Below are 16,779 nucleotides of genomic sequence, written 5' to 3' on the forward strand. Positions count from 1 at the left end.
TAATGAGGTTATTTATCCTCTTACTATTTCAATCAATCTATTAATAAATAATTTGATTGCATCTGTGGTATCAAACCGAAATGCTAAACCGTAATGAATTTCACTTAAGCCTTTGTTGCGACGAGTTGGAAATCGGGTCATTTGGGCATTATGATAGTAGTCATATTTTGCATGAACCCCGTCAATGGTAGCCAATTCTGTTGAAAAGATCTCAAATGCTGGACGAATGATCAGCAATGGCGTTTTTCCTTCTACATGCAAATAAACCGGCTCTTTTAACTCAGGTAACATGTATTCGGTGACATTCTTAATATTAAAATTAGTACGACATTGCAGTTCATTCAAGGTTGATGCGACTTGTTCAAGGGTGATGCTCATAAAGTAGATGCCTGTGCTGGGGAATGTCATTGATTTATATCACTAGAGTATATGGCCTAGCCGAGTAAATAAAAACAAAAAGCCCCGAACTATTGTTCAGGGCTAATGGTCTTAATCAGTGGGCATTAGTTACCAATAATGCTGGTTACCGACAGTACTGGTTATTAAACCAGAATTACGCGTCAATACCTTTGCTCACTAAGAATTCGTCGTAAGTGCCTTTAAAGTCATTAATTCCGTTAGGAGTCACTTCAAGAATACGAGTGGCAAGTGATGATACGAATGCGCGGTCATGAGACACGAACATTAACGTCCCTTCGTATTTTTCAAGCGCGTTGTTTAATGACTCAATCGATTCCATGTCCATGTGGTTGGTTGGCTCATCGAGTAATAAAATGTTCGGCTTTTGCATGATAAGTTTACCGAAATACATCCGGCCTTTCTCACCACCAGATAATACTTTAACTGACTTTTTAATGTCATCTGCACCAAACAACATACGGCCTAAAATACCGCGTACAGATTGATCATCGTCATTTTCTTTGCGCCATTGGCTCATCCATTCGAACAAGGTCATTTCGTTAGCAAAATCTGCTTCATGGTCCTGGGCGTAGTAACCAATATTGGCATTTTCAGACCAATTAATGGTGCCATCGTCTTGCGGGATATCATGTACTAACGTACGTAATAAAGTGGTTTTACCCACACCATTTTGACCCAAAATAGCAATACGTTCACCCACTTCAACCATAAGGTTAAGCTTGCTGAACAATGGTATGTCGTAACCTTTGGCTAAGTTTTCAACCACTAATGCATTACGGAACAATTTCTTTTCTTGTTCGAAACGAATAAACGGATTGACGCGGCTTGATGCTTTAATGTCATCTAGCTTAATTTTATCAATTTGCTTAGCGCGTGATGTAGCTTGTTTTGCTTTTGATGCGTTGGCAGAAAAACGGGCTACGAAGGTTTGTAACTCAGCAATTTGCGCTTTTTTCTTAGCGTTATCACTCATTAAACGTTCACGTGATTGCTGTGCAGCCATCATGTATTCGTCGTAGTTACCAGGGAACACACGCAACTCACCATAATCTAAGTCAGCCATGTGAGTACACACTGAATTCAAGAAGTAACGGTCGTGCGAAATAATGATCATGGTGCTGTTACGTTGGTTCAACATGTCTTGTAACCAACGAATAGTATCGATGTCCAAGTTGTTGGTTGGTTCGTCAAGTAACAATAAATCTGGATCTGAGAATAATGCTTGTGCTAATAACACTCGTAGCTTAAAGCCAGGAGCAATTTCGCTCATTAAGCCAAAATGTTGCTCAATATCAATACCAACACCTAACAATAAATCGCCTGCACGAGACTCTGAAGTGTATCCATCCATCTCAGCAAATTCCATCTCAAGCTCAGATACTTTGATACCGTCCTCTTCGCTCATTTCAGGTAAAGAATAAATACGGTCGCGTTCTTGCTTTACTTTCCACAATTCTCTGTGGCCCATGATCACAGTGTCTACGACAGAAAAGGCTTCGTATGCAAACTGGTCTTGGTTTAATTTACCCATGCGTTCGTTAACATCTATAGAGACGTTACCGCTTGATGGCTCTAAATCACCGGCAAGGATTTTCATAAAGGTGGATTTACCACAACCATTCGCGCCAATTAAACCGTAGCGATTTCCGCCACCAAATTTGACTGAAAGATTTTCAAACAGTGGCTTTGCGCCAAACTGCATCGTGATGTTAGCTGTTGTAATCAAAATGAAATTCCAAATCGTGTTGTGTGTTAAAGCTCATATCAAATTATAGTCTACTGGTTTGAGTTAACGTCTGTATGACTCAAGCAAGCAAAAATGATATTGAAACTGGATACGGCAGAGCCGAGGTAAATACGAAGCGCAGTAGTGTAAGGATTTTTGGCCTATTTATCAACCTAGCAATGATACAAATACTGTACGTTTTGAGATGTAACTGTGATGTGATAACTATTTGCGCGCCATTATAAATGTATTAATGGCGATAATGCATCAGCGTTGATTTAACGCCGAAAACCGATAGCAGCTTTCGGCATCAAGCATAACCTTGTGAACCGTTTAGTAAAAATATTAATTCACATTATACCCTTGCAGGTTCAGCTACTTCATCGGAGTGAATGTCAGCTTGGGTAAAGCAGTTTTGTAGAATTTTTTTAGACGGATACACACCCACAGAGCTATCAATCATCTGCGCATCAAAATCAATAATAATGGGTATTAAATTAGTTGCTTTGGTGATTTGACGTTTTCTCAATGTTTTTAGCGCGCTGATGTCTGCATTTGAAGGAGAACTGTCGAAAGTGAAATACAGGTAATGAATCGTACTTTGAGACTTTATCCCTAAGGTTTTCTTCAATCCAAGTAACGCAGTGAATAGTTGTTCATTCTGAGCTTGAACTTGCTCAATTGATACCTTACTCATATCCATTACGGATATTGAAATAACATTGTTAAAATACTTTTTCGCCGCAATAAATGCTACGCCTTCTACTTTGGGCTTACCTTCTGTTTCGATAACCGCTAGGTCTAACTCAACAAAGTCATTGCTATTGATTAAAATATCTTTTAAACGCTCACGCCCAGTCGCTAACGGACTAAAATAAGCCACCTTTTTTTGCATACGCTGCAAAACGTAAATAGCTAACGCGCCACAAAGCAGTAAAAAAACTATTTTCCCACCAATACGATGCCAAAAATCGAGGTATGGAGCTTTAGGTAATACCACACCGGCCTCTAAAGCGAGTCCAGTGACCTCCAAGGGGGTTAAGTCTATATATAAGTCTTGTTGTGACAACATGCCAACAAAGCGGCCATCATAATTCCACAGTGGCAGAAACAATATATCAACAGATTTATAGATATAGCCTACGTCAATGTATTCACCATCTTGTGTTTGAAAACGTTGATCATTAGGAAGTTCCACAACCGGTACAATGCTTTCACCACCAAACGAGATTAAACCCGCTTTGGCGTGTGAAAGATGGGGTGTCATCAATAAACAGAATAGACATAACAACAGAGTATTTTTCATTTTAATCCTTTATGAATAAAAAATAGTCGACTAGCGAGAAGGCTAATCAATAACCGAGGAACCACAGGTTTTAACAGCAATGAGTCTTTTTAGATTCCATTCAAACAGCAACTCACCGCCATTATACTAAAATATGCCCAGACGACAACGGGGTATTGCTTGTAATCGTCTACTACACTTAGCGTTTTTAGAGCTTCAAATAACCAATAATATAATCTAATCCACCGATGATAGCAGCGACTTGAGCATCGTTACACTCTTGCACGGTAACAAGTGGGCTATCAGGATACACTTCGGTAGTGGTGTTAAAGTGATTAACGGTAATGCCAGCGCATAAACTGAGCTTTTTAACCGGATAGTTAATCACTCCAAATTGCTCAATTGGCACTTCAATTAATTGGCCATTATCGTCTGGTGCAATATGTGTCACTTTTGCCACTGAATCAATCACTGCTTTTTGAAACGCTGGCGTTGGGTTATCACTGTCACCGACTAAATAGAAACCGTCAGGAATAATGCCCTTAGCATAATCTACGCCATCACGAGCGGACAATACCGGTCTAAATTCAAGCTCGTCTGTATCGGTAGTTTCATGCAGATCAATATGGGCATAAACATCGCCTAGCGTGGCAACAAATGCCATTAACGCAGCAGATTCTTCAGCAGGGCTATTAGGGTAAAAAGAGCGATTAGGATCGATGGCTTTGGGATTCCAACGATTAATGGTTTCATAACCCCATGGGCTGATACATGGCGCGACAACGACATTAAAATACTGCGCATAATCTTGTGCCTTAGTGGCTAAGAATTGAATCGCACCTTGTACTCCGCTGGTTTCATATCCATGAACGCCGCCAGTGACTAAAATAGTTTTCTTACTGCTATCCCACTTAAGCGGTTTAAAGCCAAATAAAGGATACTTGTCAGCGTCATAAGATAAAGCGCCATACTGTACTTGCTCAAACTGAGCGGCTAGCGGGATTAGTTTACTCACAACTTCATCTTGATATGAGCGCTTTATGGTCACTTGTGCTAACCATTGTGCTTTATGATCATCGGTCCACTTTTGTCCTGGGATGCCAATTGGATACGCTGTTGAATTGCTCATATAACCTCATTAATCGTTTGTTTTATTGAGTTAACTTTTTATAGCATTAATCTAGGGCCTGTTGATCTTTGCTGGTTGAATTTTGTTCGAGTTAAAAACGTTTTAATCGAGGCGAATGGATTGATGCCTAGTCATCTAAGCAAAATGCATTCAACAAAGAGTAAAACGTTTTTAGCCGAACCCTTCGGGCAGCGTTTGTTGGCCATTTTTACTGTGTTATCGACTTTTTATGTAGAATAACTACACCTCAAAGTCTCTGCCTTGTACAAATGGCCAACAATTCGCTGCAAAAATAACCTTGAAAGATCAACAGGCCCTAGTGAATTGGTTTAATCGGTTCGTTTATTTAATCTAACTGATTTGGGTTTAGCTAAAATAACTAAGGCAATGCCTAAAAAAATAATGCTGGCCGAAATACTAAGATGAATGCTGATAACCTCATCCAAAAAGAGTACGCCCCCCAAGGCTGCAATAACAGGAACGGTAAGTTGCAATACTGCGGCATGTGTTGAAGTTAGCCCGCGCAATGCTTGATACCATAATGCATAGCCGACACCCGATGCCGCCCCACCTGACAATATAGCCAACAATATCCCTGTTGGGGATAATGTAAAATGATTCACGGCATCGCTGGCGCTAAACACTGGCAGCCACCATACAACAACTATCATCACTAGCACTAACGGCAAGGTACGAATAAAATTATACCCTGTATCAAATAGTGGTTTACGTGACTGCTTACCCAATAATGTATAGCCACCCCATGCACAACCACTAACGGCCATTAATACTAAGCCGATGATTGAGGGAGCGCTAACCCCAGGTAGTACCAGATATCCAAAACCAGCAAAAGCTAATAACGCTCCAAGCCATTCAAGTAACGATAAACGATGACCTTGAAAATAGCTGATGAGCATCATGCTAATTTGCACCGCAGCAAATAAAATTAATGCGCCAGTGGCCGTGTCGAGTAACACATAAGCGTACGAGAAAGTCACAGCGTAAATAAATAACAATACCGCCGCAAAAACGCTGCCATGGTGAGTTAAGTTTTTCGTGTCGGATTGACTAACATCAGCCTTACTCGAGCGCAATAACATTAATAACCACAACACCAGAGCCCCCGCAGTTAACCGAATGGCAGTAAAACTACTAGGATCAATTAAGGGTATGGTGTATTGATTTGATGCTAATGCCATGCGGCACAACACCGAGTTGGCCGCAAATGCGACCAAAGCGACTATGGTATACAGAGCGACAGAAAACCGCGATAACAATGCTGATAAAGCTGACATAATAGGGTTACTTAGCGTTTTTTTTAAACGTGAATTTTTGAACAAACCATTGTATTACCGCTACTTGCTGAACATGGGCTAGCCCAAAATAGACACAAATCCACGGCGAGATAAGCAAAAACCACGGCAATGCAGCAGTCGAACGACCGGAGAATAATAGATAAAAAAAGCCGCCATAAATAATAATCACACCGAGAAGCCCCACAATTAGCATGATTTTTTTAAGCAGGTATTCTAATTTTGCCACGTAATTAATCCTTGAAAGTAAAAAAGTCACGCCGAACTAATACACATGGTATTAGTTCGGCGTGACAGCATCATAACAAACTGATTAAGGGTAATACTACCGGCTTATAAACGAAGACCACCGTCAATTTCAAATACGCGGCCGTTAATATAATCGTTTTCAATGATAAAGCGTACTGTTGAAGCAATCTCTTCTGGCTGACCTAAACGCCCCACTGGTACCACTTTTTCAAGGCGTTCCAACGCTTCAGGCTTCATCGCAGCAGTCATTTCAGTCGCGATAACCCCTGGCGCAACGGCAACGCTGCGAATGTTGTAACGCGCTAATTCTTTAGCCCAACCAACAGACATAGCAGCAACGCCTGCTTTAGACGCTGAATAGTTAGATTGGCCCATATTACCGGACTTAGCAATACTAGAAATATTAATGATAACGCCACTTTGGCCCGTTTCAATCATGGCTGCCGCCGCTTCACGACCACAAAGAAAAGTGCCGTTTAAATTGACGTTAATCACAGACTGAAATTGCTGATAAGACATGCGATCAACAACTTTACCGTCTTTGGCTTTAACCATTAAGCCATCGCGTAAAATACCCGCGTTGTTAATTAGCACGTTCACTTTACCAAAATCTTCAACGATGAACTTAAAACCGGAAACAACATCTTCCTCGTCGGTAATGTCTAAGGCATAGCCTTGTACTTCAGTGATTGAACCTAAATCAGCACAAGCCTGTTCAAGTTTAGTTTGGTCAACATCGATAAGCGCCAACTTAGCCCCTTGAGCAGCCAAATTTTGCGCCATTGCTAACCCTAATCCACCTGCTCCGCCAGTAATGACGACAACCTTATCTTTTAATTCCATCAACTGAATCCTTTATTTTTTCTTTGAAAATTGTTCAAAAATACTTGAAAAATCGCGACGACCATTGCCTTGGCGAGCATGATTAACATATAAACTGCGAGCCAAAGAACCCATTGGTGTGCTTGAATTAGAGGCGACTGCCGCTTCTTGCGACAACCCTAAATCTTTCACCATCAAATCGACCATAAAGCCGCCTTGATAATCTTTAGACGAGGGTACATTTTCCATCACATCTGGACATGGATTGTACTTTTCTAAGGTCCAGTTACCGCCACTGCTGACTTTCATGATATCAGATAGCACTTTAGGATCTAAGCCATTATCCAAACCTAATTGTAATGACTCACTGGTACCTACCATCAACACGGATAACAGCATGTTATTGCAAATTTTCGCAATTTGCCCGGCACCGACAGCGCCTGCGTGGAAAATATTGCCGCCCATTACTGTTAATACGATTTGTGCTTGCTGATAAGCTGCGTCACTGCCACCACAAATAAAAGTTAGAGTGCCTGCTGCTGCGCCTGCTGTGCCGCCAGATACTGGCGCATCCATAAACTCAATACCTTTTTCGGCAGCTTTAGCGCCGACTAAACGAGCGCTATCAGCATCGATGGTCGAACAATCAATTAATAACGCTTGTTTTGACACCACATCAAGCAAACCTTTATTGGCGTCATCACCTAAATATAAGCTGCGGACGTGTTTGCCAGCTGGCAGCATGGTAATAACAACATCCGCTGCAGCAGCTGCGCCACATGCAGTTTTAGCGCTCAATGCACCTTGCTCGGTTAATGCCGCTACGGCGGTTGGATTTAAATCAAATACTGTCACTGTCATGCCAGCTTTAATTAAGTTAGCCGCCATTGGGCCGCCCATATTACCTAAACCAATAAATGCTACTGTTGCCATGTTAATAATCCTTTTAAGTAAAGTCTGCTAATGGGTGCTTATTTGCGGCCCAAGGTGAGGTAACTAATTGGCTTACTTTATTCGCATCTACTGCATCTACATCTGCAAATAACCATTTTGGTTGGCGATCCTTATCAATCAGCAAGGCGCGCACACCCTCACAAAAGTCTCCTATAGAGCAACAATTAACGCTAACACCTAATTCCCATTTAAAGCATTCTGCCAGGCTAAGGTTTGTACCTAAGGCTGCTTGAGCAAAAATAAGATGCCAGCTAATTGGGCTACCCGCTAACGCTGTTTTCTGCGCGCGTTTTAGCCAATCGAGTTCAGTATTTAAGCTTGTTAATTGATGGTGGACATCAACAATGTCTCCTGCCATTAACAAATCAATTTGGCTTTGGAATTGGTGCAAGTGGCTGCTTGGTAGCGACGCTAAATGCGGCTGAGTCATACGCGTGAGCAAGTCACTCAATAATTGATGATTCTGGCTGTTATCTTGGCTCCAAGTTAACTCAGCCATAGCATCAAAAAGCGGCTCTTTTTCATCGCTATTTACATAATAATTACCTAAGTCAACATACAAGGCATCTGCGGCATTCATGTTGTAAGCGGTTAAGCCTAAAAATAACCCGGTTTTACCTGGCATGCGGTTTAAAAAGTAACTGCCGCCCACGTCAGGATATAAACCAATGGTGACTTCTGGCATCGCAATACGACTGCGCTCAGTAACGACACGATGACTGCCGCCGGCCATTAAGCCTAACCCACCGCCCATAACAATGCCGTCGCCCCACACCAACACAGGTTTACCAAATTGATGTAGTAAGTAATCTAGTTGGTATTCTTGAGTAAAAAATTCGCAGGCTTGTGCAGTGATCTTATTGGGATTAGCGATAGATGCATGATAAATTGCCCGCACATCACCACCCGCACAAAAGGCTTTTTCGCCTGCGCCATTAAGGACGATGCACGCAATACTGTTATCCGTTTTCCAGCGCGTTAACTGGGTTTGCATTGCCGCAACCATGTCGAGCGTTAATGCGTTAAGCGCTTTTTCGATATTCAGTGTTACCACGCCAATAGATTGGCCTGATAACGTACCTAATGTTTGAAATATTACCTCTTGAGTCATTAGCAGTTCTTCCAATTTGCGGCGCGTTTTTCTAAAAAGGCGTTCACACCTTCAGCCTGGTCTTCGGTATCAAATAAACTAATAAACAATTCGCGCTCCAGCGGCAGTGCTTGAGCTCGTGGCATTGAACGCCCAGCATGAATAAGGGTTTTGCATACACTGACACTACTAGGTGACTGTTTTGCCACTTTAGCGGCTAATGCAACCGCAGCGTCCAGTACATGACCTTGCTCGACCACTTCTTCAATTAAGCCAATTTTTTCAGCTTTAGCTGCATCAATAAACTCACCACATAAAATCATCCGCTTCGCCCAACCCTCACCCACTAATTCGGTTAAGTTTTGGGTACCGCCCGCGCAAGGTAATAAGCCGACAGAAGCTTCAGGTAGTGCCATTTGAGCTTGAGCTTCTGCGATACGTAGATCACATGCTAATGCTATTTCTAAACCTCCGCCCATGGCATAACCGTTAATGGCGGCAATAGACACACCACGAAACGCACTTAAGGTTTCAAAGGCTTCACCAAAATTTTTAGCCATGAGGGCTGCATTGGCTTTATCGCCATCGGCAAATAAATTTAAATCCGCGCCGGCTGAAAAAAACTTATCACCTTGACCAGTGATAACAAGGGCATAAACATCCTTGTTTTGATTCAATGTCAGTACAATTTGTTTTAACGCTTGTAGACTGTCTGCCGTCCAAGTATTTGCTGGCGGATTGTTCAGCGTCAAAATGGCCGTGTGACCGATAATATGTTCAAGAATCGCGGTTTGTGCATTCATAACCTATGTCCTTATGCTAGAAATCATGTGTGGTTCATTCAGTTTTGGGTCAGTCAGTTGTGGCTCAGTGATGTTCAGTTCAATAAAGAATAACCACCCTCGTTATAAGATAGGATGAGCATCGCTAGCTAACAAACGGCGGGCAATAATTAACCGCATTATCTCGTTAGTGCCCTCTAAAATCTGGTGCACACGCACATCGCGAAAATGGCGCTCTAAGGGGTATTCACGAATGTAACCATAACCACCATGAATTTGCAGCGCGCTGTCACACACTTGAAAACCAACATCGGTGGCAAAACGTTTAGCCATTGCACAATAAGCACTGGCTTCTGGGTCTTGAGTGTCGAGCTTAAAGGCGGCTAAACGTACCATTTGACGCGCAGCGACTAATTCAGTAGCCATGTCGGCTAATTTAAACTGTAATGCTTGAAACGCCGCTAATGGCTTACCAAACTGTTTACGCTCGTTCATGTATTGAGTCGCGCGGGTTAATGCCGCTTGCGCGGTGCCAATTGAACAGGTCGCGATATTAATTCGCCCGCCGTCTAAGCCTTTCATGGCCAAAGTAAAACCTTGGCCTTCTTCGCCGAGTAAGTTTACTGCTGGTACGCGCACGTTTTCAAAGTTGATCATTCGAGTGGGCTGTGCATTCCAGCCCATTTTATCTTCTGCTTTTCCGTAGGTAACTCCAGCGGCATCGGCGGGCACCGCAATCGCAGAAATCCCTTTAGGGCCAGCTTCACCCGTGCGACACATCACCACTAATAGCTCAGTTTCGCCAGCGCCAGAAATAAATACTTTTGACCCGGTGATCAGGTAATCATCGCCATCAGGCACCGCTTTAGTTTGCAATGAAGCAGCGTCACTGCCAGCACCGGGTTCAGTTAAACAATATGATGCCAATAACTGCCCCGTAGTTAAGCCTTCTGACCACTGTTGACGCAAGGTTTGTGATCCCCAAGTCGTCACCATCCAGGTAGCCATATTATGAATGGTTAACATTGCTGTAGTCGCAGTACAACCATGGGCTAATTCTTCAAAAATAATCGACGAATCTAAGCGAGATAATCCCATGCCGCCTTCTGATTCTGGCGAATAAAGTGAACAAAAACCTAGCTCACCTGCTTTTTGGATAACGTCTTTAGGGAAATGATGTTCTTCGTCCCATTTGGCGGCAAATGGCGCAAGTTCATCAGTGGCGAATTGGCGGGCTAAGTCAGCAAACTGACGCTGATCTTCGTTTAAATTAAAATCCATGCTGGAGTCCTTTTATTGTTTTCGATGACTCTTGGGTCATTTGATGTGTGGCTCACGAGCAACTTAAGCTGCCTAGTCATTAGCGGGTGGTGTGCAGTACTGCGACATTATCAGCTAATGGTGTGAGTCAAATAGTCTTGTTGGATTAGCAGATAACTATTGCCGCGGTAGGTTTTAGCATACCGCGGCTAATACACTTATTTGAGGTCAATGCTCATGTTAGGACCGCTAACCGCTTCTGAATCAAACCAACGAGTTGTAATGGTTTTAGTTTCAGTGCAAAAACGCACGGCTTGCTTACCATAGGCGTGTTGATCGCCATAGAAACTGCCTTTCCACCCCGTAAATGAGAAGAAAGGTAATGGCACAGGAATAGGCACGTTAATTCCCACTTGGCCGACTTCGATTTCGTGTTGGTATTTGCGCGCTGCCCCGCCCGATGCAGTAAAGATGGAGGTACCGTTACCGTAAGGGCTGTTATTAACCAGCTCGATAGCATCGTCTAGGTTATCCGCTTCCATACAACACAGAACTGGGCCAAAAATTTCTTCTTTATAAATGCTCATGTCGGTAGTGACATTAGTGAACATGGTTGGACCAACCCAGTTACCCGATTCATAACCTGCAACGGTAAAGTCGCTACCATCAAGTAAACAATCAGCACCTTCGGCTTTACCCTGGGCAATCAGTTTCAATACGCGCTCTTTAGCCGCAGGGCTAATAACAGGGCCGTAAGCTGCGTCTTTATCATCCCATAAACCAGGACGAACTTTAGCTAACGCTTCTTTTAACTCTGGGATCCACTCTTTAGCTTTACCCACAAAAATGGCCACTGAGATTGCCATACAACGTTGGCCTGCGGCACCTACAGAAGCACCCACCATGTTATTAATCACTTGCTTCTTGTTAGCATCTGGCATGATCACGCAATGGTTTTTAGCGCCCGCAAAAGCTTGTACACGTTTAAGGTTATCGGTACCCGTTTTATAAATGTATTGACCAACATTCACTGAACCCACAAACGAAATGGCTTTAATGGCTGGATCTCTAAGCAAAATATCAACCGCAGTTTTGTCGCCATGGATAAGTTGTAACACGCCTTTGGGCGCACCGGCTTCAACAAATAATTCAACCAAACGTTGTGGCGTCATTGGGTCTTGCTCAGACGGTTTTAAAATAAAGGTATTACCGCAAGCAATCGATAATGGGAACATCCATAACGGGATCATCGCCGGAAAATTAAACGGAGTAATACCCGCACACACACCTAATGGCTGTGTGTAGCTATAGGTATCAATATTACGGGCGACATTTTCAACGGTTTCACCCATCATTAGCGACGCAACACCACAAGCATGTTCAGCCACTTCAATGCCGCGCCATACATCGCCTTTAGCATCTTCAAAGGTTTTGCCGGTTTCTTGTGCCAAAATGGTGGCTAATTCGTCATGATGTTCTTTAAGGAGATGTTGGTAACGCAACATAACGCGAGCACGCTCAGACACCGGTACTTCTTTCCAGGTTTTAAACGCTTCTTTGGCACTGTGTATAGCCAACTCTACTTCGGCAGTCGTGGCACAGTTAATTTTGGCAATAACACCATTGTTAACTGGGTTAGTTACGTCAATATTGCGATCGCCGCTGCCGTATGTAAATTCGCCATCAATGTAATGCTTAACTTGTGTGATCATGTTGTTTTCCTCGATCCTTGAACATCTGTGAGTGAATAACATCACTCGTATTGAGTTACAGCACAGGTAATGCGATTTATTATGTTTGTCAGTCTCACTATAAGTGGCTGCGTGTACATTTACCTGTGCGGTGGTCTTGTTGAACTTAGCGTATGTGGGTTTATTCTACTTCTATTGCCATTGCGGTAGCTTCACCACCGCCAATGCATAACGATGCCACACCACGTTTAAGACCACGGGCTTTTAAGGCATAAATCAGTGTGACCAATAAACGTGCACCAGAACAACCAATAGGATGACCCAATGCACAAGCGCCGCCATTAACGTTGACCTTATTGTTATCTAAACCAAGTTCAGACACCGCTAGCATAGTCACCATGGCAAATGCTTCATTGATTTCGTACAAATCAACCTCATCTTTGCTCCACTGTACTTTATCGAACAGTTTCTGCATCGCGCCAACGGGTGCGGTGGTAAACAATGAGGGTTCTTGTGAATGAGTCGTGTGACCCTTTATGGTCGCCATAACGGTTAAGCCTAATTGAGTGGCTTTGTCACGGGTCATTAGCATCAGTGCAGCGGCGCCGTCCGATATTGAACTTGAGTTAGCGGCGGTAATGGTGCCGTCTTTCGTAAATGCTGGGCGCAGTGTGGGAATTTTTTCAGGGCGCGCATTTCCAGGCTGTTCGTCTGTATCGACACTAACATCACCACCGCGAGTGCTAACGGTGACCGATACTACTTCATCTTTAAACGCACCAGACTGAATAGCGGTATTGGCTTTTTCAAGTGATGCTAACGCAAAAGCATCCATTTGCTCACGCGTAAGACCAAAGTCGTCGGCAGTTTTTTGTGCAAACGTGCCCATAGCGCCGCCAGTGTAAGCATCTTCAAGACCATCTAAAAACATATGGTCCATGACTTTGCCGTGGCCCATACGCATGCCACTTCGAGCTTTGTCGAGTAAGTAAGGCGCTCGGCTCATATTTTCCATGCCACCAGCCACAACCACTTGGCTGCTACCGGCTTTAATTAAGTCATGAGCTAGCATGACTGTTTTCATACCTGAACCACAGACCTTGTTTACGGTTGTAGCACCAACACTCAGTGGTAAACCGGCACCAATGGTGGCTTGACGAGCAGGTGCCTGGCCGAGACCAGCAGGTAATACGCAACCCATTAGCACTTCGTCAACGCTGTCAGCACTGATCCCCGTTTGAGCTAAAAGGCCTTTAATTGCCGTGGCAGCCAGCACTGGAGATGCGACCTCAGACAATGCTCCTTGAAACCCACCCATTGGGGTGCGCTTCGCAGCAACAATAACGATATCTTGACCTGTTTGCTCTGTACTCATAACCACTCCAATTGACTTACGCATATAAATTATCAAACCTAATATCATACCACTTTGACGTTGACGCTAACGTAAAGCAAGTAAAAAGTGGTCTAAATGCTGATGTTAATCTCGTTGCATTGTCATTGAAGATTTACACTGGATAAAAATAGAGTGAATTTAATATCTAATAAACTGTTTATATAGGCTTTATTATCGATTAATTTTACTGCGGATAATTGAGTTACACTTTAGTCTATAAGATGAAACTAACGGCTAGAATTGAGCTAAATACACTGATATAAACCTTAAATGTTACCCCAAAATCACTGCTGAACTCATACCTGCAAATGCAGTAGAGTCGCTATTATCCAAATGACTGATGGACGGCTTAAGTACTCAATAAAAAAAGGCTACTTAGCGTTATCACTAAGTAGCCCAATGCCAGTAATCCTTTTTAGTCTTACATTTTCATCTTACTTTTTAATCCTAGCCAACTCACTTTCGGTCTAGCTTCAGTCGATTAATGACTCATTAAATAAGTTACTTTTTATTTTCCCATGGCGTTTTGGCATTCATGTCCGACAAGTCATAAGGGGTTAGCTGATAAACATAATAGTTGAGCCAGTTACTGACTAATAAGCTACCATGGCTGTGCCAGCGTACAACAGGGTCTTGATTAGGATCGTCTTGTCGATAATAATTTTGTGGAATATCAGGCCTAAGCCCTAACCCCATATCGCGCACATATTCTTCGTTCAAGGTGTCTTTTTGATATTCAGGGTGGCCCATTACAAACACATTATGGTTATCGCGACTGAGCACAATATACGCCCCAGCTTCATCAGATTCAGCTAACACTTCTAAATCAGGATGTTGGCGAATTTGTTCAATGTCCATTTCTGCAAATCGTGAATGAGGCGCAAAAAATTCATCATCAAAACCACGTAATAATGGGTGTGGATCGCTGGTACGACGATGATTAAACACACCTGAACGCTTGTTGGCTAATAATTTGCGCTGTAAATCATAAAGATGGTAAAAACCCGCATGAGCAGCCCAGCACAAAAATAATACCGATGTCACATGTTGTTGTGACCAATCAATAATTTCGCGAATATGATCCCAATAGACCACATCTTTAAAGTCAACTTGCCCTAGCGGAGCCCCTGTAATGATCAGGCCATCGTAATTGTTATGTCTGATGTCTTCAAAATCACGATAAAAGGTGTTCATGTGATCAACTGAAGTGTGCTTTGATTCTTTATCATGTATGCGTAATAAATCGACTCCAACCTGTAATGGGGTATTGCCGAGTAAACGTAATAACTGGGTTTCTGTTTCAATTTTATTAGGCATTAAATTCAAGATTAATACCCGCATTGGACGAATGTCCTGATTAGCCGCACGGGTTTCAGACATCACAAAGATATTTTCTGACTCTAAAATGCCTGCTGCTGGCAGGTTATCTGGAATTCGAACCGGCATACTAATTACCTTTTGTGTGAATTAAACAAATTATCATCCATTTTAATCATATCGATGAGCTTGTGGTAACGGCCATATCGTCGCGTAACGGCCCCCAATAAACGGTAATGAGATGATTAGCCTATTAAACAGTAGATTCATCAACGCGTAAGATCACAAAACTGCCATAAATTTTTGTCCAAAATAACCACTGATGATTATCACTACAGCCATCACATTATGAGTAAAAATAATGTTTTACCTGTCTCTAAGGCTGGTATTACGCTTAAACACCCCATCATTGATGTGTAATTGGCCTACAACGATTGATAGCTTTTATCATACACAAGGATGTCTAGAAGTCTACACGTCTTTGATTGAAAGTTTTTCAGGCTTGTTATCAATAACTGATATTCCTATTATAAGGCACCACATTACGATGATGCCTACTATGTTGACAACCACCTCTACCGCGACAGCAATGATTATTGGTGCTACCTCGCAATTAAGCCAAGCGCTTGCGCGGCAGCTATCTGAGCAGAATGTATCCTTAGTACTTTTTGTACCAGACCCCAATCTACTCACGGAGTTTTGTCGAACCTTACCTGGTGAAGTGAGTGTTTACCCGTTAAACATTGTCGAGCCTGAAACCTTAATTACGCAACTCACCATCGCATGGGAGCAACACAATGGCGCTCACCTAGTGATAGTTAATACTGGTGTAAATCACTACGACGCTGCGCTGCCTTGGCCGATTGAGCAAGATATTATTGATGTTAATGTCAGAGGGTTTGCCGCCATCAGTAACTGTATTTTCAAGTTAATGTGTCAACAAGGTTATGGCCAACTGGCAGCGATTAACTCCATAGCGGGTCAGCGCGGTGGTCCAAATGTGGCTTATCATGCCTCTAAAGCCTTCGCGGTTAATTATCTGCAAGGTTTGTGTATGCATGCACAACGATTAAAATTACCCATTACCATTAGCGATATTCAATTAGGCTTATTTGATAAGGCTGTGTTGCTCAATACCCGCTTTTTATTATCGCCAATAGACAAAGTAGCGACACAAATATTAACCGCCCTAAAAAAAGGTAAACGCCGAGTGTATGTCACTAAACGCTGGCGCATAGTTGCGTGGATTAATCGTTTATTACCTGAATATATTTACAATACCCGCCATTGGAAACCGCGCAAGAAGTCATAATAAATAATATCCGCATAAACATAAACAGGAACT

Annotated in this window: 15 protein-coding genes; 1 reads left to right on the forward strand and 14 read right to left on the reverse strand. The window is 42.7% G+C overall.

The window, feature by feature from the left end; all coding sequences use genetic code 11:
- Window positions 1-12 precede the first annotated feature (12 nt).
- The 14 genes from EGC82_RS14575 to metA form a co-directional block, all read right to left on the reverse strand.
- On the reverse strand, window positions 13-378 hold the full coding sequence (locus tag EGC82_RS14575; RefSeq protein ID WP_164839143.1) for a hypothetical protein: 366 nt from the start codon (window positions 376-378) through the stop codon (window positions 13-15).
- A 175-nt stretch (window positions 379-553) separates the two neighbouring features.
- Entirely contained in the window at window positions 554-2,146 is a 1,593-nt protein-coding gene (locus tag EGC82_RS14580; RefSeq protein ID WP_124731405.1) for an ABC-F family ATPase, read from the reverse strand.
- 355 nt (window positions 2,147-2,501) lie between these two features.
- Window positions 2,502-3,452, reverse strand: coding sequence for a hypothetical protein (locus EGC82_RS14585; RefSeq protein ID WP_124731406.1), 951 nt, complete (start codon window positions 3,450-3,452; stop codon window positions 2,502-2,504).
- 187 nt (window positions 3,453-3,639) lie between these two features.
- Window positions 3,640-4,560 (reverse strand): M14 family metallopeptidase, encoded by a 921-nt coding sequence (locus EGC82_RS14590; RefSeq protein ID WP_124731407.1) that lies wholly within the window; start codon window positions 4,558-4,560, stop codon window positions 3,640-3,642.
- Between the two features lie 329 nt (window positions 4,561-4,889).
- On the reverse strand, window positions 4,890-5,855 hold the full coding sequence (locus EGC82_RS14600; RefSeq protein WP_124731408.1) for a DMT family transporter: 966 nt from the start codon (window positions 5,853-5,855) through the stop codon (window positions 4,890-4,892).
- Window positions 5,856-5,862: 7 nt separating this feature from the next.
- Window positions 5,863-6,069: a hypothetical protein gene (locus EGC82_RS14605; protein WP_124732667.1), complete on the reverse strand. Its 207-nt coding sequence runs from the start codon at window positions 6,067-6,069 to the stop codon at window positions 5,863-5,865.
- A 137-nt stretch (window positions 6,070-6,206) separates the two neighbouring features.
- Window positions 6,207-6,965: an SDR family oxidoreductase gene (locus EGC82_RS14610; RefSeq protein ID WP_124731409.1), complete on the reverse strand. Its 759-nt coding sequence runs from the start codon at window positions 6,963-6,965 to the stop codon at window positions 6,207-6,209.
- Between the two features lie 12 nt (window positions 6,966-6,977).
- Window positions 6,978-7,877: a 3-hydroxyisobutyrate dehydrogenase gene (mmsB, locus tag EGC82_RS14615; protein ID WP_124731410.1), complete on the reverse strand. Its 900-nt coding sequence runs from the start codon at window positions 7,875-7,877 to the stop codon at window positions 6,978-6,980.
- Window positions 7,878-7,890: 13 nt separating this feature from the next.
- Complete coding sequence (locus tag EGC82_RS14620) at window positions 7,891-9,009, reverse strand: enoyl-CoA hydratase/isomerase family protein (protein ID WP_124731411.1); 1,119 nt, start codon at window positions 9,007-9,009, stop codon at window positions 7,891-7,893.
- The gene (locus tag EGC82_RS14625) at window positions 9,009-9,791 is read right to left on the reverse strand and encodes an enoyl-CoA hydratase (protein ID WP_124731412.1); all 783 of its coding nucleotides are present in this window, start codon (window positions 9,789-9,791) and stop codon (window positions 9,009-9,011) included. The genes EGC82_RS14620 and EGC82_RS14625 overlap by 1 nt, the downstream gene beginning before the upstream one ends.
- A 102-nt stretch (window positions 9,792-9,893) precedes the next feature.
- A complete protein-coding gene (locus EGC82_RS14630) occupies window positions 9,894-11,051 on the reverse strand; it encodes an acyl-CoA dehydrogenase family protein (RefSeq protein WP_124731413.1) in 1,158 nt (385 codons plus the stop codon).
- A gap of 197 nt (window positions 11,052-11,248) precedes the next feature.
- Complete coding sequence (locus EGC82_RS14635; RefSeq protein WP_124731414.1) at window positions 11,249-12,742, reverse strand: CoA-acylating methylmalonate-semialdehyde dehydrogenase; 1,494 nt, start codon at window positions 12,740-12,742, stop codon at window positions 11,249-11,251.
- Window positions 12,743-12,902: 160 nt separating this feature from the next.
- Window positions 12,903-14,096 (reverse strand): thiolase family protein, encoded by a 1,194-nt coding sequence (locus tag EGC82_RS14640; RefSeq protein ID WP_124731415.1) that lies wholly within the window; start codon window positions 14,094-14,096, stop codon window positions 12,903-12,905.
- A gap of 522 nt (window positions 14,097-14,618) precedes the next feature.
- Window positions 14,619-15,563 carry a homoserine O-acetyltransferase MetA gene (gene metA, locus EGC82_RS14645; RefSeq protein WP_124731416.1) on the reverse strand — a complete coding sequence of 315 codons (945 nt, stop codon included), beginning with the start codon at window positions 15,561-15,563 and terminating at the stop codon, window positions 14,619-14,621.
- Window positions 15,564-15,993: 430 nt separating this feature from the next.
- Here metA and EGC82_RS14650 point away from each other — a divergent pair, with 430 nt between their 5' ends.
- Window positions 15,994-16,746, forward strand: coding sequence for an SDR family NAD(P)-dependent oxidoreductase (locus EGC82_RS14650; RefSeq protein WP_124731417.1), 753 nt, complete (start codon window positions 15,994-15,996; stop codon window positions 16,744-16,746).
- Window positions 16,747-16,779: the final 33 nt, after the last annotated feature.

This window comes from Shewanella livingstonensis (assembly GCF_003855395.1).
In the GTDB taxonomy this organism is placed as follows: Bacteria; Pseudomonadota; Gammaproteobacteria; order Enterobacterales; family Shewanellaceae; genus Shewanella; species Shewanella livingstonensis.